The 23155-nt window shown below is 55.6% G+C and carries 21 protein-coding genes, 1 pseudogene and 1 other annotated feature; of the genes and pseudogenes, 4 read left to right on the plus strand and 18 right to left on the minus strand.

Annotation, left to right across the window (positions count from 1 at the left end; all coding sequences use genetic code 11):
- Nucleotides 1-71: 71 nt before the first annotated feature.
- A complete protein-coding gene (locus QCD60_RS19955; RefSeq protein WP_279787991.1) occupies nt 72-1070 on the plus strand; it encodes a WYL domain-containing protein in 999 nt (332 codons plus the stop codon).
- 99 nt (nt 1071-1169) lie between these two features.
- On the opposite strand, the gene QCD60_RS19960 is transcribed toward QCD60_RS19955, so the two are convergent.
- The 9 genes and pseudogenes from QCD60_RS19960 to QCD60_RS20000 all read right to left on the minus strand — a co-directional run bounded on the left by QCD60_RS19960 (nt 1170) and on the right by QCD60_RS20000 (nt 9693).
- Entirely contained in the window at nt 1170-1364 is a 195-nt protein-coding gene (locus tag QCD60_RS19960; protein ID WP_279787992.1) for a hypothetical protein, read from the minus strand.
- A complete protein-coding gene (locus tag QCD60_RS19965) occupies nt 1339-1533 on the minus strand; it encodes a hypothetical protein (RefSeq protein WP_279787993.1) in 195 nt (64 codons plus the stop codon). The genes QCD60_RS19960 and QCD60_RS19965 overlap by 26 nt, the downstream gene beginning before the upstream one ends.
- A 268-nt stretch (nt 1534-1801) precedes the next feature.
- Nucleotides 1802-1933, minus strand: a complete 132-nt coding sequence (locus tag QCD60_RS19970; protein ID WP_279787994.1) for a hypothetical protein — start codon at nt 1931-1933, stop codon at nt 1802-1804.
- 124 nt (nt 1934-2057) lie between these two features.
- A complete protein-coding gene (locus QCD60_RS19975; RefSeq protein WP_279787995.1) occupies nt 2058-2972 on the minus strand; it encodes a DNA-binding protein in 915 nt (304 codons plus the stop codon).
- 292 nt (nt 2973-3264) lie between these two features.
- Nucleotides 3265-3493 (minus strand): annotated as a pseudogene (locus QCD60_RS30655) (Tn3 family transposase); the annotation flags it as partial.
- A 1-nt stretch (nt 3494) separates the two neighbouring features.
- Nucleotides 3495-6584, minus strand: a complete 3090-nt coding sequence (locus QCD60_RS19985; protein ID WP_279787997.1) for an efflux RND transporter permease subunit — start codon at nt 6582-6584, stop codon at nt 3495-3497.
- Between the two features lie 2 nt (nt 6585-6586).
- Nucleotides 6587-7693 (minus strand): efflux RND transporter periplasmic adaptor subunit, encoded by a 1107-nt coding sequence (locus tag QCD60_RS19990; protein WP_279787998.1) that lies wholly within the window; start codon nt 7691-7693, stop codon nt 6587-6589.
- Nucleotides 7694-7931: 238 nt separating this feature from the next.
- A complete protein-coding gene (locus tag QCD60_RS19995; protein WP_279787999.1) occupies nt 7932-8789 on the minus strand; it encodes an alpha/beta fold hydrolase in 858 nt (285 codons plus the stop codon).
- Between the two features lie 10 nt (nt 8790-8799).
- On the minus strand, nt 8800-9693 hold the full coding sequence (locus tag QCD60_RS20000; protein WP_279788000.1) for an NAD(P)/FAD-dependent oxidoreductase: 894 nt from the start codon (nt 9691-9693) through the stop codon (nt 8800-8802).
- A gap of 150 nt (nt 9694-9843) precedes the next feature.
- Here QCD60_RS20000 and QCD60_RS20005 point away from each other — a divergent pair, with 150 nt between their 5' ends.
- The 3 genes from QCD60_RS20005 to QCD60_RS20015 all read left to right on the plus strand — a co-directional run bounded on the left by QCD60_RS20005 (nt 9844) and on the right by QCD60_RS20015 (nt 12869).
- A complete protein-coding gene (locus QCD60_RS20005) occupies nt 9844-10491 on the plus strand; it encodes a TetR/AcrR family transcriptional regulator (RefSeq protein WP_279788001.1) in 648 nt (215 codons plus the stop codon).
- Between the two features lie 36 nt (nt 10492-10527).
- On the plus strand, nt 10528-11391 hold the full coding sequence (locus QCD60_RS20010) for a class I SAM-dependent methyltransferase (RefSeq protein ID WP_279788002.1): 864 nt from the start codon (nt 10528-10530) through the stop codon (nt 11389-11391).
- Nucleotides 11392-11649: 258 nt separating this feature from the next.
- A protein-coding gene (locus QCD60_RS20015; RefSeq protein ID WP_279788003.1) for an IS3 family transposase occupies nt 11650-12869 on the plus strand; the annotation gives its coding sequence in 2 pieces (ribosomal slippage) (nt 11650-11938 and nt 11938-12869; 1221 coding nt in all).
- Nucleotides 11928-12044: a sequence feature (AL1L pseudoknot), on the plus strand. It overlaps the preceding gene by 117 nt.
- Here QCD60_RS20015 and QCD60_RS20020 read toward each other — a convergent pair.
- The 9 genes from QCD60_RS20020 to QCD60_RS20060 all read right to left on the minus strand — a co-directional run bounded on the left by QCD60_RS20020 (nt 12851) and on the right by QCD60_RS20060 (nt 23136).
- Entirely contained in the window at nt 12851-14320 is a 1470-nt protein-coding gene (locus tag QCD60_RS20020) for a TnsD family Tn7-like transposition protein (RefSeq protein WP_279791036.1), read from the minus strand. The two genes, QCD60_RS20015 and QCD60_RS20020, sit on opposite strands and share 19 nt — an antisense overlap.
- A complete protein-coding gene (locus QCD60_RS20025) occupies nt 14320-15975 on the minus strand; it encodes an AAA family ATPase (protein WP_279788004.1) in 1656 nt (551 codons plus the stop codon). Before QCD60_RS20025 ends, QCD60_RS20020 begins: the two co-directional genes overlap by 1 nt.
- Nucleotides 15972-18047: a DDE-type integrase/transposase/recombinase gene (locus QCD60_RS20030; protein WP_279788005.1), complete on the minus strand. Its 2076-nt coding sequence runs from the start codon at nt 18045-18047 to the stop codon at nt 15972-15974. The genes QCD60_RS20025 and QCD60_RS20030 overlap by 4 nt, the downstream gene beginning before the upstream one ends.
- Nucleotides 18031-18849: a TnsA endonuclease N-terminal domain-containing protein gene (locus QCD60_RS20035; protein WP_279788006.1), complete on the minus strand. Its 819-nt coding sequence runs from the start codon at nt 18847-18849 to the stop codon at nt 18031-18033. Before QCD60_RS20035 ends, QCD60_RS20030 begins: the two co-directional genes overlap by 17 nt.
- Nucleotides 18850-19283: 434 nt before the next feature.
- The gene (locus QCD60_RS20040; RefSeq protein WP_279788007.1) at nt 19284-19970 is read right to left on the minus strand and encodes a hypothetical protein; all 687 of its coding nucleotides are present in this window, start codon (nt 19968-19970) and stop codon (nt 19284-19286) included.
- 48 nt (nt 19971-20018) lie between these two features.
- Nucleotides 20019-20399: a hypothetical protein gene (locus QCD60_RS20045; RefSeq protein WP_279788008.1), complete on the minus strand. Its 381-nt coding sequence runs from the start codon at nt 20397-20399 to the stop codon at nt 20019-20021.
- A 94-nt stretch (nt 20400-20493) separates the two neighbouring features.
- Nucleotides 20494-20907, minus strand: a complete 414-nt coding sequence (locus tag QCD60_RS20050) for a type II toxin-antitoxin system VapC family toxin (protein ID WP_279788009.1) — start codon at nt 20905-20907, stop codon at nt 20494-20496.
- On the minus strand, nt 20904-21176 hold the full coding sequence (locus tag QCD60_RS20055; protein WP_279788010.1) for an antitoxin: 273 nt from the start codon (nt 21174-21176) through the stop codon (nt 20904-20906). Before QCD60_RS20055 ends, QCD60_RS20050 begins: the two co-directional genes overlap by 4 nt.
- A 685-nt stretch (nt 21177-21861) precedes the next feature.
- On the minus strand, nt 21862-23136 hold the full coding sequence (locus tag QCD60_RS20060; protein WP_279788011.1) for a hypothetical protein: 1275 nt from the start codon (nt 23134-23136) through the stop codon (nt 21862-21864).
- Between the last annotated feature and the right edge of the window lie 19 nt (nt 23137-23155).

Here is a 23155-nt window from a genome sequence, read left to right on the forward strand (position 1 = left end):
TAGATGTTTATACAGTATCCACTTACACTGCTGTGGTATGAGTCATTAGGCGAGAGTGGAAGGGCCGCTAGATGCAGTATTCGCAGTACATCAAACCCGCGATCGCGTCAGACAAGCAAGCAGTCTCCGTGACGGATTTGGCTAGTAAGCGACTTGAAGCTGGAGCGTATTCGCACCCGCAGTGGCTGCGCCTGTGTTATATCGAACGCCAGTTACTCTGGGAGAGACGGTTAACTACGACCATGCTGATGGAGACCTTTGGGATCTCGCGTCCCCAGGCTCAGAAAGACATAAAACTTTATCAGCAAATCGCTCCAAAGGCGGTAAAGCAATATCAGTTGGGTATTCCCTACCATCAACCCTCTGAAAGCTTTGAGCCGGTTTTGCTGTCCGAAGCGGATTTACAGTGGCAGACCATAGAAGAGTACGCGCCGCCCGTGGCCGCCCACGCCACCGAAATGCCGATGCTGACGCGCCGCCACAATCTGTGCGTCCTAGCCCGGTTGCTCTCGGCCATCGAACACCAGCGGTCTATCGAAGCCGTGGTTGCTTCGATGAATTCACCTAAGGGGCGTGGCCGACGGCTAACGCCTACGGCAATCGCGTTCGTTAACAACCGTTACCACGTACGCGCGTTTTGCTGGGATAGCTTGGCGTATCGTGATTTCCTCATTGGTCGATTTAAAAGCACACCCAAAGTGGTCAAACCCTCTAAGTCCACGAAGGACTGGGGAGAGAGCGCCCCGGCTTTTGAGCGCTGTAGAGGTATTCCACCTGAGTTTGATGTTGAGTGGGAGCAGATAGTCGAACTTGAACTGAGACCTAATCCGCACCTTAGTGAAGATCAACAAGCCTTAATCGTTACCGATTACGAGTTAGATGAGGATGGGGCTGGGAAACCCAAAAGGATTAGACTTCGCAAACCGCTAATCGGCTATTTCTTGGTGGATAATCGTATTCCAGCGAGCGAAGCTGAATACAACATGGCTGTAGAGGGAAATGCTAAGGCTTGGCCCGTATTTGCCTTTGAGGCTGGCTCAAATAGGCCTGCCCATGAACTGGGGTTCTAGCCTGCTTGAATTAATGTAGAGCAAGTTTTACGCGGCGTGCTTTGATTAATCAATCAATCCACTTCAGCACGAAGCGCTCCAATATCCACACGGGCCTATTTAACGATCCAGCCGCCCGCAGAATACACCAAACTCCTCATGGCAGTTCTTGCACCAGGTCTGACCGTCTGCGATGCCATCCATATACACCATGAACTCTGGAGAGAAATAGTCGTAGCAGTGATCGCACTCGATTCTTGAGCCCATTTCGTTTTTGTCAGACGTGGTCTCAGTCGGTGGTGTCGCCGTTGCCATCCAGGCTCTCCTTCTCAAGTCGTTCGCGTAGCTTCTGCATAACCGCATCCGGTGGGTAGATCCGCTGCCAATGAGTTAACTGTTCGGCATCCAGCCAGGATTTCAGAGCTTGCGGGTCTTTCCCTGTGAGGTAGTCACCGCTAATCCCGCGCCGTTCCCAGCTATTCAATCTTGTGTTCCCATAGTACCAACCGGAGGAAGTTCACACTCTATAGGAGTCCACGTTGAGCCACCTTGCCTTTTCTACAGCAGGATGAGGAGTTCGTTGTCCCGGTGCCGTGTGTATCCCCTCAATCGGCTTAGGTGGCTCCGCACATCTAAGGCAGCTAGCCGTTCCAGCTTGTGCTTGTAGCGCTTGCTCGGGTCCCCCGATTCATTCAGGGAATCGATCCCATAGTTATAGGCTTTGACGATCGCGATTTTCATATCTCGACTTTCTACCTCGACCGGCATGCATCCCTGCAGCGGAAGCCGGTCTTGTCGAGTGTCAGCGTGACCGTGGTGGCCTTACCGATGGAGCCAGCCTGACTGTAGATGATTTGCGGATTGAGCTCAAAGGGCAAATGCATGACACTCCCGTGCCTGAAATACATATCTCGGAACAAAGCAGTGGTGCCGTCCTGCATCAAGCCTGACGGCGGGACAGAGGATTGGATTGTGGTGTGATGGCAGTGGAGGCATCAGGCAATGGAGTTATTTTCCACCCGCACCCTGATCAGACCGCAGCTGGACAGCAGCCAGTAGAGTGGCATTCTGAGCCTGCATCACCTCCCACTGACCTGAGAGCTTTGCAGTAGATTCACGGGCGGCTGCCGCATCATGCCGCGCCGCTTCCAGCGCCTCTTTAGTCTGATTCAGCATCTCGGTCATTCGTGCGGTATCCTGCTCCACCCTCGCCCGGTAATCGGCGTGCACCTTAGCATCTGCCGCCGCCCTGGCCTTGTGCTCGGCCAACTCACCCCGCAGCGTTTCGATCTTTTCGGCTGCTTCTCGACGAGCTGTATCTAGCTCGGCCCGCACCGCCTTCATGTCAGAGTGTGCCTGCTCCAGCTCTTGAGCATGAGTTTCCGCCGCAACCTTTACCGCTTGTTCAGACGCTGCCAAACGCTCACGTAGCTGAGCCAACTCGACAGCCTGTGCCTGTCCATGAGTTCGCGCTTCACTGAGCTGCCTTTCCAGCAACTCAACTTCCGCCTGCGACTCATCCAACCGTGTCTCCAGCTCATCAACCGTCTGTGCGGCATCAACCAGCTCCCGCTCTGCCTGCACGCGCTGCTCCCCAGTCGTGCGCAGCACGTCGGCGACCCGACGCTCAGCTGCCTTCACCGCCTTGTCGTTCAACTCGACAGCTAACGTCGCAAGCCGCTCGGTCAGCGACTTGGTGACAGCTGCGACTTCCTCAGCCACTTCGACTGGCAACTCCGCCACAGGTTCAGCCTCTGTTGTGTTCTTTGCCGCCAAATGCTCATCCCACACTTGTTTGAGCCGATTGGGGTTGCCGCCACCGACCTTCTGCCGTAGGGCGAAGCCGGTCACATTGCGACCAGCGGCCACCAGGGCTTCGCCAGCAGCGATGATCTCTTCCGGGGAAAACTCAGCAGGGCGCATAACCGATCCTCCATCACGTGATAATCTCATTATATCAAAACAAACAAACAAACAAATAAATACCCTATTCTCCCAGGTGTTGTACCTGGGGCCTGCTCACGAAACGGGCGGATTGGGACGTTAAGCTGTTGACATGGGGCGGGTGTGGCAAACAAATAAAGATGGTAACTTAAATTGCAGATTGGCACCTATATGATGCATTAAATATAAAACATAAATATATAAAGTAGGTAACAAACTACCCTAATTTCACTCCAACCAAGCAAAATGCTTGTAATAAAGACAGTTACTTTCATTCAGCGAACCATTTTCCCTCCAACGAAGAGACGTAGGTCAGCAGATCGGCCGATAGCAGCTTTCCTTCGCGTTTCTGTCTGGCGATGACTTCGCCAAGTTTCATTGTACTCCAGAAGATGAAGATCGCCGTGTCCAAGTTCATGCCGGCGATCCGGTGATGTTGACCTTCGGCGAAACGGTCTTTCGTCCCGCCGATGTAAGCTGATTACCCGCTTCAGATCATGATCAGGGCTTTCTCGGTGCGGCCGCGTCCTCGCCGACCTCGTCCACAGTCGGATTTATCCGGAACCATGCGGTATAGAGTGCAGGGAGGAAAAGCAGGATCAGCGCTGTGCCGACCGCCGTGCCGCCGATCAGTGTATAGGCCATTGACCCCCAAAAGACGGAGTGCGTGAGCGGGATGAAGGCCAGCACAGCCGCAAGGGCTGTCAGGATCACGGGGCGCGTGCGTTGCACTGTGGCCTCGATGACCGCGTGATAGTCGTCGAGACCGGCCGCACGGTTCTCCTTGATCTGCTCAGTCAGGATCAGCGTATTGCGCATCAGGATGCCAGCGAGGCCGATCAGCCCCAGGATGGCGTTGAAGCCGAAGGGCTGGTTGAAGATAAGCAGCGCCGGTACGACGCCGACAAGGCCGAGCGGCGCTGTCAGCAAGACCATGGCCATCATTGAGAAGGACCGCACCTGCAGCATGATGATGATCAGCGTGGCAGCGATCATGACCGGGAAGATCTTGGCCAGCGCGGTGTTGGCCTTTCCAGCCTCCTCGATAGATCCACCCATCTCAATGCGATAGCCGGCTGGGAGCGATGCGATCAACGGCTGCAGAGCTGTCATGACTTGCTTAGAAACCTCTGGAGGCTGTGCAGCCTCATTGATGTCCGAGCGGACCGTGACGACGGGCGTGCGATCGCGGCGCTTCATGATCGGCTCTTCCAGACGGATTTCTGAGTGCCCGATCTGATCGAGCGGAACTTGCCGTCCATCCCTGCTCATTAGTGAGAAATCCGACAGGCGGGCCGGGTTCAGCCTCTCAGCCCCGGCACTACGCGCCACAATGGGGACGTTACGGATGTCCTCACGAACCTCAGTGACGGGAATACCGGTAAGGAGGAACTGGAGTTGCTGGCTCACTTCCGCCGGCGACAGGCCGATGAGGTTCAACCGATCCTGATCCGGGACAAAACGCAACACGGGCGTACGATTTCCCCAGTCCCGGTTGGCCTGCCGCACATCGGGAACACGCCGCATGATGTCAAGCGCCTTCTCGGAAATGGCGTAGAGCTGCGCGGGATCTGCTCCCATGATCCGGAACTCGACCGGAAAGACAGAGGGGGGGCCGAACACAAACTGTGTGACGCGCACATAGGCCTCGGGCGCGAGTCCCTGGGCCACTGCCTCGCGGAGTCGGTGCTTCAGGGCTTCGCGCGCGCTGGCGTCCTGCGTCAGCACGACGATCTTGGCGAAGGCCGGATCTGGCAATTCCGGCGACATCGAAAAGAAGAATCTCGGTGCCCCCTGGCCGACATAGCTGGTGACGATCTCGGCCTCCGGTTGCTGGTCTAGCCAGTGCTCGAGCTTCTTAACCGCCGCGGTCGTCGTCTCGATGCTGGTGCCTTCCGGCAAGCGGACCTCTACCAGTACCTCGGGGCGGTCGGAGGTCGGGAAGAACTGTTGCTTGACGCCAGCCATACCGACGACGGAGAACGCGAAGGCGACACCAACGATGGCGCAGGTCAAGAATTTGTGGCGCACGCAGAAGATAATGAGCCGTCGAAGTCTCCGGTAGTTCGGTGTGTCGTAGATCGCGTGGTGACCGCCTTCGACCCGTTTGATCGCGGGCAGCATCTTGACGCCGAGATAGGGCGTGAAGGCCACCGCGATAATCCATGAGACGATGAGCGCGAACCCCACAACCCAGAAGATATTGCCGGCGTATTCACCAGCCGACGAGGGCGCAAAGCCAACTGGCAGGAAACCGGTGATCGTCACGAGCGTTCCCGACAGCATCGGGGCAGCTGTATGGCTCCAGGCATAGGCCGCCGCCTTGATGCGGTCCATGCCTTCTTCCATCTTCACGACCATAACCTCAATGGCGATGATGGCGTCGTCCACGAGAAGGCCAAGCGCCAAAATGAGAGCGCCAAGGGTTATGCGGTCGAAGACCCGGTCGGTTTCCAGCATGATGAAGAATACGGCCGCAAGCGTCAGGGGGACTGCTGCTGCCACCACGATGCCGACGCGCCACCCCATGCTAATGAGGCTCACCAGCAGGACAACGCCAAGCGCCATCGCGAACTTCACCATGAATTCGTTGATCGCATGCGTGATGTTAACAGCCTGGTCGCTCACCTTGTCTAGCGTCATCCCGAGCGGCAAGCTTCGGGCGATCACAGCAGTTCTCTCCTCCAGTGCTTTGCCGAGCGCAAGACCGTCCCAGCCCTCCTGCATTACCGCCGCGAGCATGATAACGGGTTCACCCTGATGTCGTATGAGATAGGTCGGAGGATCCTCGTAGCCACGGCGAACCTCGGCGATGTCGGAGAGCTTCAGTGTCCGTCCGTCAGCGGCGATCGGCGTGTCAGCGATCGCCTTGACGCTGTCATAGGCGCCGTCTACTCGAATGAAGACCTGCGGCCCTTTGGTGTCGATCGAGCCTGCCGGTGTTACGCCGTTCTGCCGCTGCAAGGCGGCGACGATATCCTGTGCCGACACGCCGATGGTTGCCAGCTTCTCGATGGAGAACTCGACGAAGATCTGTTCGGGACGTTCCCCGAGGATATTGATCTTCTTGACGCCGGGCACGTGCAGGAGGTCCTGACGAATCACCTCGGCTTGCCGAGCCAGCTCGCGCATCGGCATACCCTTGGCTTTGAGTGCGTAGAGGGCGAAGCTTACGTCCGAATATTCGTCGTTGATGAAGGGGCCGAGCACGCCCGGCGGCAGGTTGCGGACCTCATCCCCGAGCTTCTTGCGTGCCTGGTAGAACTGCTCCTGCACCTCCGACGGCGGAGTGCTGTCTTTAAGCGTCAGCGTCATGAACGCCAGGCCCGGCCGCGTGGTGGTATCCACTCGGTCGTACCAAGCCAGTTCTTGAAGACGCTTCTCCAGCGGCTCAGCGACCAGATCCTGCATCTCGCGTGCCGTCGCGCCCGGCCATGCTGCGGAGACCGTCAGGTTTTTGATGGTGAAGCTCGGATCCTCCGCCCGCCCGAGCTTGACGAAGGCGTAGGCGCCGACGGCTACCAGCAGGAGGATGAAGAATAGGGTCACGGCGCGTTCGCGAACGGCGATCGCGGAAAGATTGAAGCTCATATTCAGTTACTCCCCTCGGGCGCTGTCCGGACGCGTTCGCCTTCATACAAAAGCTGAGCGCCGAGTGCAATGATCGGCTCACCGAAATTCAATCCGGAGATCATGGCAGTCTCGCCGGTCACGTGGACAAGCTTGACGGGGTGAAAGTGTACAGTCGAGGTGGTTCTGTCCAGGACCCAAACGCCGGTCTTGTTTCCGTCGTCGAGCAAGGCTCCGAGCGGTACCTGGACTCCTGGCTGACTCATCTGGCTGGCAACCCGAATAGTGACCGTGGCGCCGAGCGGTGCTACGGCGGCCCCGCTCTCGAGGACGTAACGGGCCTCGTAGGTGCGCGTCAGGGGATCGGCGGAGTCCGACAACTGCCGCAGATGTGCCGTGTAGCGATGGTCGTCTCCATACAGGCTGGCTTCGGCCACCGAGCCGATCACCGGCCGGAGCGTCTCGGGAAGTGCGATCACCGCCTCTCGGGGGCCGGCATGGGCAAGTCTGACCACCGGCTGACCAGCAGAGACGACCTGACCAGGCTCGCCGAGTGTATCGACCACCGTTCCATCCGCATCCGCCACCAGAACAGAATAGCTTGCCTCGTTCTCTGCGACCTTCGCTTCCGCTTCAGCGGCGGCAAGCTGCGCTGTCGCGGTATCCAATGCTGCTTTCGCCTGCTCATAGCGCTGGCGGCTCGCCGCCAATCCCACAAGATCTACGTAGCGCTTTTCATCCGCACGCGCCTGAACCAGAACGGCGTTTGCTGCAGCTACAGTATTGCGCTTGGCAGTGAGCGAGAGGCGAAGGTCAGTGTCATCGATCCGCATCAACGGTTGACCGGCTTTCACCTGCTGACCGATATCCACCAGTCGTTCGACGATCTTGCCGGGAACTCGAAAGCCGAGATTACTCTCGACCCTCGCTGCTATACTGCCAGTGAAGGTGCGTTCATGCTGGGCCACTGGCGCTGTCACTGCCAGCTTGACTATCGGTGGTTCTTGTCTTGGGTCATCCAAGCTAGAGGCCCCCTGCGGATACAGGGAAAGCGCGAAAAAAGCGGCCGCCACAAGCACCGAAAGCAGTACGCCTCCCATCACGATAGCGGATCTTTTCTTCATACTCATCTCGATTTTCCAAAAAATAGATTACATTAAAAAACATAGTCAGCGCGTTTGTAGCCCAGTTCACGAAATGGTGACGGATCCGCATCGATGATCTTTATTCTTCTGAAGCATGGCCGTTCCTTTCGTGCCTCCGTGTATCAGACCGGTCACGTCCCGTCGTCAGACCAGAACCAGATAAGCATCATCATACTGTGTCATGCTATCTCCTTGTTCTGATTCGCTCTTGACTCACCACCCCTTATCGACGCTGGGGAAGTGACGCTACTCGGCTCCATGCCGCGATCGCTTCGGGGGCCTCGATATGCAGGAAGTGGCCGACGTCTGGGACGACCTCCTTCGTGCGCTGGGCAGCAAACCGATGTCGGTCGTCGACCTGCACAGGGAGGATGCAGCCATCGTTGGCACCGTGAAGCTGCAGCAGGGGCACCTCGATCGGTTGAGACATGCGGCGCGTCGCTCCAAACATGCTGGGGCGCAGCATCGCCCGGTAGTATTTTAGAGGTGCGGGCATGCTCGCCTGTAGGTGCGTGTGTAGTTCTGCTTGGATCCCAGGTTCAAGCGAGAAGCCGGGCGACCACTGACGCCAGAGGTGGTCGATTAGGGCGAGATCACGGGCGGTGGCGATCCAGCCGCTTCCAGGCAGTTGAAAAAGCCCCATGTACCAGCTGCGGCGCAGTTGAACCGGGCTGGTCATCCGGCCCATGAACGTGAGTGGGTGCGGGATTGCGAGCGTGACCGCACGCTCGATCCGCTCAGGCGCTGTAACGCAGGCATCGTAACTGATCAGCGCGCCCCAATCGTGACCAATCAACTCTACGGGGCGCCCCGGAGACCAGCAGTCCATCAGCGCGAGCACATCACTGGTGAGGGCTGCGAAATCAAACGGCCCTGCCGTCGGGGACGGGGCGTAACCGCGAAGCCAGGGGGCAACGACGTGACGTCCTCGGCGGGCTAGCTCGGCAAGAAAGACCTTCGCAGTCGGCGGGTGGTCAGGAAAGCCGTGCAAGAATATTGTCGGTTGACCACTGGGATCACCGCCTTGTAGTGCATGAAAAGTGCCGTGGGGCAAATCGAAAGTGATGTGTTCGAACTCCATAACTGCCCCCTCAAACCAGCATCGACTGCTGGGCGAAAATACCCGCCATCGCGCCTTGCCATGCTGCCGTGGTGACCGACGGGATTGCGGGGTTAGTGAGGTCGCCGGCGGCGTAAATGCCGGGCATGCTGGTTTCGCGGCGCTCGTCTACCTTGAGGACGATGCCAAGGGGTGTCTCGACCGTGGCGAGGCCCAGTGATTCATGCAGGCTTGCGGACGGCTTGTTGCGCGGATGTGCGAACAGGATATCGACGGCGACATCTTGGCCAGTATCAAGCTTGATAGTGGCGCCATGCTCCCCATGAGGGGCCACGTGGATAATGCGACCATCAACGATAGATGTGTTGCGACGCTCCAGATCACCCCGGATGTCAGCCGGAATGTCGTGACCATCAGCGAAGACAGTCAACCTGTCGGTCCAGTCGTGGAACAGTCTGACCTGATTGTGCGACTGCGGACCTGACCAGACGAGCCCCCAATGTTGGCCGGCAACTTCAAAGCCGTCGCAATAAGGACAAGGCACAATGGATGTGCCCCAGCTTTCGGCAAAGCCCGGAATAGCAGGCATCTGGTCGACAATGCCATAACTGAGGATCAGGCGGCGTGCGCCAAGGCTTTGTCCATCGCCAGTGAGGACGGAGAAATCGTCGATGGCGCCGGAGATGCTGTCGGCTCGGGCATTAACCAGCTTGATCGTGGGATAGCGCGCCAGCTGCTGCCGCGCCTCCACCAGAATGTCCAACGGCGGCTTGTGATCGTGGCCGAGCAGACCATGTGAGCGACCAGCAAAGCGGTTGCGCGGTAGGCCGGTGTCGAGAACAGTGACCTTACGGCGGGCGCGTCCGAGTTGAAGAGCTGCGGCGAGGCCGGCAAAACTGCCGCCTATGATGATGACGTCATCCATAGTAATAAACTCCGAGTTGTGGTTGTAGGAGGCAGGGCTAGTCCAAGCACAACTTGATGTGGGGGACACCTAACCATTGCTTTGCGCCTTTTAAGTACTGTATAGTATCGTAATTCAGAAATTAAGATACTGTCAAGTACTGTAATTATTATGACCGACAATAATCTGGGCCGGCGTGGCCGACCTGCCAACGAGGCGCTCAGCCAAACGATAATCGACGCCGCGTTCGAACTCTTTGTGGAATTAGGCTTTCAAGCGACGACCTTAGACAAGGTCGCCAAGCGGGCGAAGATATCCAAGCTCAGCATCTATCGGCACTTCGAGAGTAAGGAAGCCCTGTTCAGCTCGGCCATCACGGCCCACTGCCATCAGTTTGCACCACAGGCCCTTATTGAAGGCGTCGACGGTTCGGCGGAAGATCAGCTCGTCGCGGTGGGATCATTCCTGCTTCGCACGCTGTTGAGCCCGGACGTCCGCAGTGTCGAAGCCATGATCATGGCCGACAAGACGAATCAAAAGTCGTTAAGCAAGCTCCATTACGAAGCCGGCCCCGCCTATGTCATCGCCCAGATCGAGGCCCTGTTGCGTCAGTTGCACGTGAAGGCGCTTCTGAACGTGCCCGATCCTCTCCGGTCCGCCCGCTTGTTTGCCGCGCTTTTCAAAGGCTGCGATCTTTTAATTACCGCGCGCTTCGATGAGGCGAGAGCGGAGGACGAAAACGAAATCGAATCCTATTGCCGGTCAGCCGTAGCCATGTTTATCGCCGCACACGGTGGTAAGGATCACGCGGGCAGATAGCCTGGTTAAAGAACGAATCAGAACAGGGATAAAGGTATGACAGAGAAAGATGTTTATCAGATAACTGACTGGAAAGGCCAAAGCGGGGAGCGCTGGGTCACCTACCAGGCTCGGCTCGATGCCATGATGGCGGTGTTTGGCCAGGCCGCAATCGAAGCCGCCGCGCCCGCCGCGGGCGAACATATTCTGGACGTCGGCTGCGGCGCTGGGGCGTCTAGCCTGGATCTGGCCGGCCGCGTAGGCGCGGGAGGCCATGTGCTAGGCGTGGACATATCCGAACCGCTGATCGAGCGAGCGCGCGCGCTAGCGCCGCAGGATACGCAGGCCCTGTTCCAAGTGGCCGACGCCAGCAGCACCGAATTGCCCGAGGGCGCGTTCGACATCCTGTTCTCGCGCTTTGGCGTGATGTTCTTTGACGATCCTACGGCAGCATTTACTCATATGCGCCGGGCGCTCAAGCCGGGTGCGCGAGTCGCTTTCGTCTGCTGGCGCGGCATGGCCGAGAACGATTGGGTGCGCTTGCCGATGGGTGCGATCAAAGGCATCCTCCCACCTATGACACCGCCCAATCCCGAAGCGCCCGGACCGTTCTCGTTTGGCGATCAGAGGCGCGTTGCGCGTATTTTAACGGTGGCTGGCTTCACCGATGTCGCTATCGTGCCATTCGATGCCTCCATCCCGTTCGGCAAGGGGGAGACGCGGGATGCGGCGCTCGACGACGCGGTGAAGATGACACTTGAGGTCGGCCCGCTGTCGCGCGCTCTCGCTGATCAGCCCGACGACATCCGCGCCCGCGCCTCGGCCGCAGTTCGTACCGTCTTCGCGGAGTACGCCAGTGAACGATCTCTGATGATCGAGGGAGCAGCGTGGATTGTCACCGCGCGTAATCCGGCACACTGACAGGGTAGACGTCCCGTTTCGATGGCTCGACGTCTGCCGTGACGCAATAGGCCCAGCACTTCTTACGACCGAAACACAGAGGTGGTAGGGCAGCGGGCTTTAGTGCCCCAGGTCGCACTGCTCTCATGGTCCCATATCGCGCTCACCAGCTACTATCTCTGGAACGAAATTGATCGCCCCCTTGAGCATTTTTTCGATCCGCGTGAACTGAACCGCCCCGGCTTTCGCGGAGGCTCCAACTTTTGAGAAGATGGAGCCATGAAAAAGAACAGCAAGTTTTCCCCTGAAGTCCGTGAGCGTGCGGTACGGATGATGTTTGAGCAGCGCGGTGAGCATGAGTCTCAGTGGGCTGCGATCGTATCGATCGCCAGCAAGATAGGCTGTAACCCACAGACGTTGTGTAACTGGGTGCGCCAGTATGAGCGTGATACGGGTCAGCGTGATGGTGTGACCACTCGCGAGCATGAGCGGATCAGGTCGTTGGAGCGCGAGGTGCGGGAGCTGCGCAAAACCAACGAGATCCTGCGTCTGGCCAGCGCGTTTTTTGCCCAGGCGGAGCTCGACCGCCGCTTCAAGTCATAAGATCGTTCATCGACCAACAGCGGGCGCGGTTCGGGGTCGAGCCGCTCTGCAAGGTTCTGCAGATTGCCCCGTCCGCTTACCGGCGCCATGTTGCACGACAACGTCAGCCGGAGCTGCGCAGCCGCCGAGACAAGCGCGATGAGGCGCTCAGCCACGACATTCGGCGGGTCTGGGAAGAGAACCTGCAGGTCTACGGTGCTGACAAGGTGTGGCGTGCGCTCAAGCGCCAGGGCGTTGCCGTGGCCCGCTGTACGGTGGAGCGATTGATGAAGCGTTTAGGACTGCATGGCGTACGCCGGGGCAAGGCGGTGCGAACCCCCCATGGAGATGAAAGCAGGCCCTGCCCGCTGGATCGGGTTAATCGGCAGTTCGTAGCCCAGCGCCCCAACCAGCTATGGGTCTCGGATTTCACCTATGTTTCGACCTGGCAAGGGTTCGTGTATGTGGCCTTCGTGGTGGATGTATTCTCGCGTTTCATTGTCGGCTGGCGCGTGAGCCGCAGCATGAGCACCGACTTCGTGCTGGATGCGCTGGAGCAGGCGCTATACGCCCGACGGCCAGAGCGGAACGCGCTGATCCACCACAGCGACCGGGGCTCGCAGTATGTGTCGCTGCGTTACAGCGAGCGGCTGGCTGAGATGGGGGTCGCGCCATCGGTGGGCAGCAAGGGCGACAGCTACGACAACGCGCTGGCAGAGACGATCAACGGTCTGTACAAGGCCGAAGTGATCCACCGGCGCCGCTGGCGCAGCCTGGAAGAGGTGGAACTGGCGACCCTCAATTGGGTGTCGTGGTTCAATCACCAGCGGCTGCTTGAGCCACTTGGCTATATTCCACCGGCAGAAGCTGAGGCAAACTACTACCGCAACCTCGGGAGTCAGGCCATTGCGGCTTGACTCAAACCAACCAGCCTCCGCAAAACTCGGGGTGGTTCAACCCGTAAATCGTCATAGGCATTTTGCAATCGTCGGATCTGGTACTGGGAGACACTTTCCGAATTAGCCACCAAAAATGCCGAAGTCCGTGGCAGTTGATGGAGGTTCTTCTCAAGGGTAGAGAGATTGCCGAGCAGCTTGAGGTAGTAGGTTCTTGAGCGCCTAGGCCCTTGTTGATTTGCCTTCAGAAACGTAGCTAGCTGTCGAAGTGCTTGCAGATATTCCCGATCCCGTTTGTCCCAATCAATGCGTGGTACGTTAGGATTTGAATTGTCTTGCGCATGACGATGGTTAACGTCCAACAGCCAGTCGCGATGATTTCGATAGAGCCTGGCATACAAGGCCGGTGAAGTTTTTCTGGCTTGTTTTGGGGGGCAGGAAGATAGCAATTCAAACCAAGCTTCTTGATCTGGCGTTTGACTATTCGACTTTTGCATCACAACCTTAACTTGTTGTGGCGTTTTACGTGTTGGTTTCCGGCTAACTTCATCAAGTACATCGTCTATCTGCCAGTGGCTATCCAGCAATGCCTGATGAACAACAATATGCTGAAGATAATTGAAACTTTTTCGATGCTTGCGGAAGATTGCTTTCAGCCAGTCTGAGTCATCAATATCGGAACTGGGAGGCATCAGACGGTTTCGGATTAACCAAGCGGCAGGCCACACCTTTAATACCTTATTTTTTATCACCGAGTGGTCAACTTGGGCTTTTCCCCGGTAAAAACCCAGTCGATAAGCAAGGCTGCGATAATGCTCTGTCCATTGCTCAAAGCTGGGTGATGCTTGCGCAGGCCGAACTAACAACCGTCGTACCTGAGTGGTTATCCAGTCAGATATTCCCATTCCCTTTTGCTGTTTACTCACATGACAGTGTTCAGGTGCCGCAGCGATAAAGCGATGACGTTCAATCAAGGGGCGAGCAATCCGCGTATCCATCAGCACACCGTGTTCAGGGCACGATTCCACCCCGGCAACCTGCCATTCTCGTCGCCAAAAATACTCACCATATTGTTCACGTTGAGCGGCTATGCAACCGGGACAGTACCTGACAAAACGCGGGGATTTAATGCGAGAGGCGGCAACCCCTAATGCCAGATGAGCGGCACCCTGAGTACCCTGGTACAACCAATTCATGCACTGAAGCCGTCGAGCCTCAGGTACAAAAGGTGCGTAAAGCGGAAATAAGCTATGACTATAGATCAACCTATCAGGTGTAAACTCCTCTGGAAGCCAGCGAGAGAGCATTGCAAGATGGTTGGGTAAGTCTATCGTTGCAATAATACTGCGAGATTCGAAGACCTCATCCAACAGTTGCTTTGGGCTGGTCAGCCCCTGCCGGACACCTGCTCTTGCCACAGTGCTGTACATCAATTCCTCTGTGTAGGGTATAGGAAAATTCAACACAGTCATCACCCAAAGGAATTGACCCAGTCCTGGGCATCAAAAAACAGGCCGTTGCGGCCAAGTGATTCCTGGAAGGTTTCCTCATTGGCGGACTGCGAGAATAGGAAACGCAAGTCTTCTGAATCCAGAGTATGCCAGTCAGCTTTCCTCACAGCCTTAAGTTTGGGTGTGGTTGACGCTGGTTCTTCTATCTCTGCACTCTGATACCAAGAGAGGATCAGCGGCATAAGGTCCTTCATCACAAGGCCCGGGTGATCCTCAAACGCTCTGTTGATCAGAGGTTCAAGCAGCTCAGAGGCATACCCCATATCAACCAGCATATTGTGCAAACGAACAGCTTGTTCATTACCCCCATACTTGACTACGGTATCAATGCTTTCCTGGTTAGAGCGCAGCAGGTGGCCCAGCTCCAGTATTTTTCTATCTACGTCAGGGATAGTCAGATCTGAGTAACGCGCTATTTTTGTTACATCACCCGACCGTAACGCATCAATCATGGGGTGGATAGGTTTTAGCTCATCCTGATATACCTTTCGCATCAAGGTGGGGGTAATGCGCTCAATTCCGGTGACAACAGCCCGGATCTGTGACAGAACAAACAACTTGATGACGACATCCATAATGCCTTGTGAAAGCTCGTACCAAGTATCTCTAATTTCATCGGTCACTTCAGGGGATGCTTTAGTCAGCCATTGATACTTCCACAAACGGCTAGTGAAGGCTCCCCACTCGGTACGGGATACCTCCTGCTCGCCTGATGGTTTGCTTAACGGCTCCCATAATATTGAACCAAAACCTGCACCACGGCGAGCGGACCGCAAGTCCAGTTCAAAGACAGATCTGGCCTTTGGTGTCCCCACCATGACAACCGGGACCGAAATTTCATTAACCAGTGTGACAAAGAAATTGAGCATGCGCTCGGCACCACCTGAGTTCTTAACACTCAAGTGCTGGATTTCATCAATCACTAACAGTCCAATTGCGTGGGTGTTGGCAATGTGTGCCATTACCGCAATCAAGGTTTCCACGCTATGTCGTTTTTCCACGTAGCGGCGTACGTAATTCGTGGCGAGTACCGCGTCAATTTCCCGAAAAAAGTTATGACACAAGCTTTTCAAGGAACCGTCATGCGGGCAGTCAATTTTGAGGAAAACGATCTGAGTGAAATTGTAGGCCTCGTGATATATCAACTGGGGATAGGTTGCCAGAATACGGTTCAATGAGCTTGTCTTGCCTGAACCAGAACAACCAATGAAAGCCAGACTCTTAGCGGTGGATTCCACATGCTCGAACCGGAAAACAGCCAAATCGCCCTGCATGACTCGCTCATAACCATTCTGGATGTGGGCATTCAGTTCGCCTGTCGCCAGATTTCTGCCAACATACCCTTGTCGAAGCATGACCGATAATTTTGACTCCAGCTCAATGTGACGGGATAGCGGCTGGAAAAAATTATCAAGTAATTGAGATATGACATGAATACGGGTCTGGCCATCAAGATAAACGTCGGTTGGGCGAAACGTAATTTGACCCGATAACCCGTCCTTTAGCTGACGCCGGTCCAGGATCGGCGGCAAAGCTTCAATGAGCGGGTTTCCTTGGTACTGACCGATCCCGGTATCATTATAAATTGCTTGTACCATGCCTTTGGGTAGCGTCATTCATCATCTCCAAACAGGTCATCCAGAAAATCTGGGAAAGCCCCATCTTCGGGCTGGTCAGTCAAATACCTGACATCTGCTTTGGGTTTCGGCTCAGTAGGCTTGTTATCCGCTCGACGTTTTTGGCGTTCCTGCTCACGGGCTTCCCGTCGGTTTTGATTGATGCCAGCCAAAGTTTCTGTTTTCGATTCACCAAAGTAGGAAGGACGGAGCTTTTCCGCGTTTTGGATGGTTTCCTGAATCACATTTTCCAGCGATCTTTTGCTTTCCCTCTCTTTCAATTTAGCTGCTGCTGTTGATTTTCGTTGTTGCTGCTGGCTGTCCCATAACTCCCACATCGACCGGCCCCTAAATTCCCTTGAGCGATCAGTGAGCGAGCACTCCCAATAATCTGATTTTGTTGCATCTGGGAAGACATAAATGATGTCGGCTACCGAGGGGGCATACGCCGCTATAAAGGAGCCAGGTCGCTGTTGCCCGGTTCTATGGAGCCAGCCAGACGCCAGCAGCTCCCTACAAGTATAAAAGGCACCGAAGCATTGAATACCGTAATCGGAAAGCGTTACTTTTTGACGAGGCAACAATGCCAGCTTCAATGCCGACTCCGATGTGTTACGCAACCGTCCGCTACGATTTTGAATACCCCATTGCCAGATATTAATCGGTACAGGTGCGAGTGTATCCGGCATATCCGGATCGCGATCATACTTGACCAATACCGAACTCTGGTTGCGATGCAGGATAGAGCCGATAATTATTTTAGTGAATTCGTCCAATGTAAGTGTTGCATCCAACCGATAATCTTTCCCGCCGCGCTTTTTAACAGTAGTTCCAGCAACCACTCCTGGTGCAAACGGCTTGAAGTCCGCTTGAATGGTACGAAAATGCCGCTCAACGATACCCTTCGCATCCCCACGATAAGGTGGTGTATTTTCAATCCGAACACCAAAGGCCTGCTCCAGATATTCAATTTGATGGCCCAGCAACTCACCGCGATCAGCCAAAATTGCGTCCGGCAGTCCAATCGACGGCCAATCCTCTGGCTCGATGTCATAACCGAAAGAATGGCATACCTGAGATTTATCGATCATGGCGTTCACCAGTGCCAACATAGCAGTCACATAGGAGGGGTTTTCAAGTCCCACATAGAAACCAGCAATCAATCTGCTATAGACATCGACAGCCACGTACAAGGTTGGTCGGCCAATAATCTTTTGTCTGTCAGCGGAAAGCAGATAGATATCGGCAATAGTCGCGTCGATCTCGTAGCGTGCACCAGGACCGTGAACCCCGGTTGTGGCTGTTCCTTGTAACGGTCTGATGTCCTTTTGATATTCAATTTTATTGGCTCTCAGCCGGATACGTTCAGGCCGGACATATTCCCGCTCGTAGAAATAGCGTAGTTGAGCAACTGTCGGGAAATTCTCTTTCGGTACATCGGGATGAGCCGCTTCAAACATGTCTTCGAAGCGTCGATGAGCATAGGGTAGAGAATGATTCTTCTCCGTCAGATAGTGGCGATCAAGCACAATGCGAAACATGCGTTCAACGCCAGTATCGACAATGGCGCCGGTACCCGGCGCTATACTTCTCGGACGCCCTAATTTTTTTCCTGAAGCTGTGCGTTTCTTTCCTCGCCCGCCTGATTTATCGTAGTCCGGCAAAAGCGCGTTCGGTGTACAACCTCGCTGCCAATATTGGCGAAGATAGGCATATATTGTTTTTTTGGCCGTACCAGATTCAGTAACAACCTGCTGAACCAGTGCGCCCCTGCCGCTGCGATAATAGATATCCGGTTGGTGTATTAAAGGCTCAATAACGGCCATACGCTTGTCCCGGATTTGCTGTGCTACTGAGCCGTGTGCCGGGAGTTGAGCGGCAAGATGAGAATAAGGATCATCAATTTTTTTTAAGGTCTCAGAAAGGATGAAGTCTTCCACTTCTGCCAGGGAAACCCGTTCAGGGAAAGCTTTGTCGGAGTCGATATTAATCCACGTATATCGAATATCTGAGACATTAAGAATACGATACCGAGCCTCCCCGAATACCACAACATCATTGATTCGCAACATAATAATTCCTCAATGATTCAATGTCTGAAGATGCTCGTAACTCCCCTACAGCCAGCGTTGACCAAGGCTTTCTGATATCGAATAAGAAAACCCTCAAGGCTAACAGCGAGCGTATCTTTTGCAGGGATTCGCCCGGAGAGAGTGAATAGGCTTGATCGAGCATCATTGCAACCTGAGAAATCAGTAAAGTCGGATGATTTATAAAGAAGCCCTGGTAAAGGGAAGCCATATTCAGAGTATCCTCGATCCCATCCAGAACCAATTGCGCTGGATACAGCCAGGCAATATTCTTGGTAACGGTCTTGGGGATTTGTCTTTCTGTTAGCAAATACCATGGAACTTCCTTCAACGCCCAATAACGCCGTTCAAGTTCCAGTTTTTCAATAGTTCTAGGATTAGAAAGATCTGAAGAGGTTTTTACCTGAATAGCCATTCTTGGAAACTCAGGCTTATTGGTGTCTACCAGAAAATCCGTGGACATGACTTGAATTTGTCCTCGCACTTCGGGATGGCGGATACGCGCTTGCGCTGCAAGCTCAATGGTATCCTCTAATCGGAGAGGGTATTGCTCCCGGATATCAGTGACAGATAGATTCCAGTCAAACAAAAAGAACGCCGCCAGCTCTAGGTCTGACAACAGATGGTGGGTTCGTTGAGTCTGGAATCCCCAGATGCGGTGAGATCGTCCGGCTGAAGGTAGGTCTCTGACGGTCAACCAGGGTTGGTAGTCTTTTCCTGAACCCTTTCCGCGACCCTGTTTAATCCATTTCAGGGAACGAGAATCAAGGGATAAGCTGGTCAAGCTCCGTACCTCCGACATTTGCGCATAAAGTATACGGAGCTAAGTTACCAGCTTTATTTACTAGTTACCAACTATATTTAAAAGTAACCTACTTTATTTTAATCCTACAGCGGGAACGCTTGCCGTGCCCACTGATCGACGCGCTACATGGCGACTGAATGGCCAGATCGTGACGGGTGACAAGACTGCTTTAGTCGTCAGGGGCGTGGCGGAAATTTCTGGTTTTCCGGCATACAACCCCGTATCGGGAAGGTCAGGAGGATCAGCTTGAGGCGCGCGGGTGGGCTCCCAATGCATTCAGGCTATGCCGACTGCTCCTGATAGGATTGGATCTGGATTGTGGGGCGGAAGTTGGGGAGACAGCCCTGTATCGGAACAAAGCAGTAGTGCCGTCCTGCATCAAGCCTGACGGCGGGACAGAGGGTTGGGGCGGCTTAATGAGACACGATGGTCGGCGGACAGTGCCTGCGCACAGCAGCGCTGGTCAGCTGAGCGATTTCCTGTTTTGAGTACATGCGTACCGGCGCGTATTCGGGGTAGAACTGCATCACTGGGAAGTACCGCTCGTCATCACTGAGTGACGTGGTTTCCTCTCCTACCACCCAGGCGACCAGGCCTGCTCCCATCTCGCTGGCTAGGGCCACAGCGGCGTAGCTATGGCGTGCCACATCGTAAAATTCAGCCGGGCTCCGGGCGTCGGAGTAATAGAGCATGACTGCATCCTGGTGGCATTTCGCACACAGTAGGGCCTTGCTCTGCTGCCGACGATAGTGCAGGGGGCGGACCGTGGTGCTGGTGTCGGGAAGGATTGCGGTGACATCCTCAATGGTGTTGAAGGCGGGCAGGGCATTCAGCACGGTGGTTATCTCATCCGCCACGTTGTCAAAGCAGACTTTTCGCCTGACCGTCATGGGGTCGTCCGGCTCGCCCATCGCTTCGACATGAAAAAAGCCGGTAGTGGCCGCCGGATTTTTGACATCCATCCAGATACGGACCAGCAACATACCCACATCACCGAGCACGGTATCCCGAAAAATATATCCGTGGGACTGCCCGCCACGATCCAGTGTAGGCTCTGCAGGGCGAACCGACATCCCTGTCGGCAGAACGAGTAAGCTCATGAATAACGGTCCTTACTGATGCGTCTGATGCTGTAAAAGTGGCTTTTCTTATGGTTGTCGGCGTGCCTGGTCCTGCTGGTACAGCAGTTCGGCCTGCTCGTAAAAGTCGGGCAGATTCAGCTGCCTGGCCAGGGCAATGATGTCTGCCGGATCCGGCATCTCATCCCCCCAATTGAGATGGTCGTACAACGGATGCGACTCATCAATGCCGGCCAGGTAATCCTCCGCCCAGTCGTCATAGGTGTAAGGCGCATTCACCAGCTGCGCCATCATGGCGGACGAGATCTCGTTTTTGATCTGAGCGTCACGGGCATCGAGCGCTGCAATTTCCCGATCAAGGGCGGCAAGACGTTTGTCAAACTGCCTGATGATGCGGCCTTCTTTTGCTTTTTGCTTGGCGCGTTGACGTCGCTTTTCGGGGCTGGCCATCGGTATGTCCTTCTGTGGCGGGAAATGGCTTTAGATCATAGCTCAAGCTGACGGTGCGAGCCGATATGCAGGTTTGCCCCCTGCTTAGAGGGCTTTACTGTCCCTGTCTTTGCAGCCAGTTCTCTATAGAGAGGCCACGGATGCGGCTGAATTCACGTATATTGTCGGTCACAAGCGTGAGGCCAAGTGCGTGGGCATGAGCTGCAATCAGCAGATCATTCATGCCGATAGGTTGGCCAGCGGCCTCCAACTCGGCGCGGATACTCCCATATTTAGCATCTGTCGGAGCATCCAGTGGCAGCACCGGGATGGTAGCAAGGAGACTATCCACCCTAGCCTGCAGCTGGGCAGACCCTTTCTTTGCACAGCCATAACGTAATTCAGCGGCAACGATGATGCTGGTGAATATCTCTTTCGGTCCGATATGTTCAATGCGTTGGGCTGCGGAGCCATTCGGGTGACGGATCACATCGCTGATTATGTTCGTATCCAGCAGGTAACCGCTCAAAATATCTCCTCCGATGGGGCAGGCATATCTTCAATATCGGGTAATTGATCTTCCGGCCCCAGTGGTGCTTCTTTTCTCCATTCAGCCAGTAGCTCGATGATGTTCGTTGGCCGTGTCACGGGTTCAATGATGAGCTTGCTGCCTTCACGGTGGATCAGTACACGCTCTCCTGGTAATTCAAACTCTGCAGGAATGCGCACCGCCTGGCTACGGTTATTGCGAAACAGCTTGGCTTCCTTGGATCTGGAAGGAGACGGTAGGGTTGGCATGGTATGGTGCTCCTGTGTATATGCCAAAGTGTATATGCCATCTCTGCCACTCGTCAATTGACCCGTCACCGTACTTCCCCAGGACGCCGGGGGCTGGGGCGCAGCCCCAGAATAGGCGCTGCACGGCCAGGCAGAGGGATGCCATGTCTGCCCGCGCCGGTACCCGCCCATCTGTCCCGTCACCACGGCTGTTTGCCCCTCTGAGCGCCCCGTGGCTATTGTCGCGAACAACGAACAATAGGCCGATTCTGCGCCCTCCCGCGCCCTGAGTAACCGATGATGTGCGCATAGTACGGTGCATTCAGTAGTACACCTGCAGTGCGGGAGATGGGGCGCAGCACCGTCCGGGTGCGGGCTGGCCCGCGTAAGGCCGCATGCCCGAAGGGCATCGAGAGGCCGCTTCATTTTCAGCAGCGCAGCTGCCAGAAGATCAAGCAGATTTCAAAGCAGATAAAGAGGCAGAGGACACTTAAAAGGATATTGCTGACAGTTAAATCAAAACTACTGACACTTAATTTTTAACTATTCGGTTAATAACGCCGTGATCACGGTCGCGCAGGACGTGCCGCGCTGGTCTACGTGGGTGTGATTGGTGTTCTAGGTTAAATAACGATCAATTTGGAGGTGGCAAAGGCCAGTAGTGCGATGAGGGGAGAAATTCAGGCAAGGGGAGGCCGTGGGGCCTTCAGTGGGCGGCCTCGGCGTGTTCGTGTTGTTCGGGTTGCTGCTCTTTCCAGGTCTCGAACGGCATCAGGTGCTGCCTGACCCGCTCTCTCACCCAGTAGGGGGGATGGCCATTCTGCTCCTGCTCGCGGCAGAGACTGGCCATCAGCAGGTGCTGGTAGCCCCGGTAACGCTGCCAGAGGCTGGCTGCCAGCTGTTGCTCCGGTGTTTTTTCGAGCGGGGTATACCCGGGGCGGCAGCGCCCCGCCAGATTACTGGGGCGCAACTGGCCCCGCACTTTGGCGCGGGCTTCGCGCTCGGCTTGCCGTTTTGCCACAAAGTCTGGGCGCGTGGCGCGCCAGATATTACGCCGCTTGGCCAGCTCACGCCGGCGGTTGTCACGGAACTCGCGTAACTGCCTTTCGCTGACAACACCCAGCGAAATCAGGGAAGCGGCGCTGATCGATTTCACTGCCGTGAGGGCGTATTTATAGCCATCACGTTCTTCATAGCGCTGTACGACCGTCAGGTGGCCTTTTTTCTTCAGGGCTTTGGTGGCACGGCGATAGCGCTGCGTAGGGCGGAACGTCCAAAGACCGAGTGGAAGGTGGGGGTTTTCCGGTTCAACCAGGCAGTCACCATCCGGTGTACTGGCTGACAGGGCAATCTCCAGCATGGATCTGTGGCTGAATGATCCATCATCACGCGGGGTGCCGATATGGATGTCGCCGCCGGTACTGGCAAAATTGGCCATCTCTACCATGGCGGCCAGTACCCGCACCTCAATGAGGCGTAACTCTGAACGGTCGCAGCGGGGCGTTCCGTCCAAATTCGCTTTGCCTGAGTTGGTGAACAGCGGGTAAAGACGCGGGCTATCGTAGACCGGCGACACAGCACCTTGGTATTCGTGGCCATGGGCGCCGCTGCTCAGAAAGACGTTGCGGATGCGCTGAATGGCCTGGGGAAGATCGTCAAAATCCACCAGGGGGTTAGCGATCCGCTTATTAACAGGACGCTGGGGGCGATGGCCACAGCGGTTGCCTGTACCGATATACAGGCCGGGGTACATGTAGGGCTGACGGCCATGCAGGACTTTGCCGGGCAGGATCGCCTTCTTCTGTTCTTGCTTCTGCTCGCGTTCATCCAGGGCGGTCTGGATGGCCAGACGCAGGGGGTGACGATAGGGCTCATCCCCCTCGCGTACAAGGAGATCGCCATCGAGCAGGTGCCGTAACACCTGCTCGTCATGGCAGTAGCGCTGCACGATATGCGGCATTAAGCCGGGGTTGATCCTCATGACCATCCCCCAGCTCTTA

This window comes from Pokkaliibacter sp. MBI-7, assembly GCF_029846635.1.
GTDB lineage: Bacteria > Pseudomonadota > Gammaproteobacteria > Pseudomonadales > Balneatricaceae > Pokkaliibacter.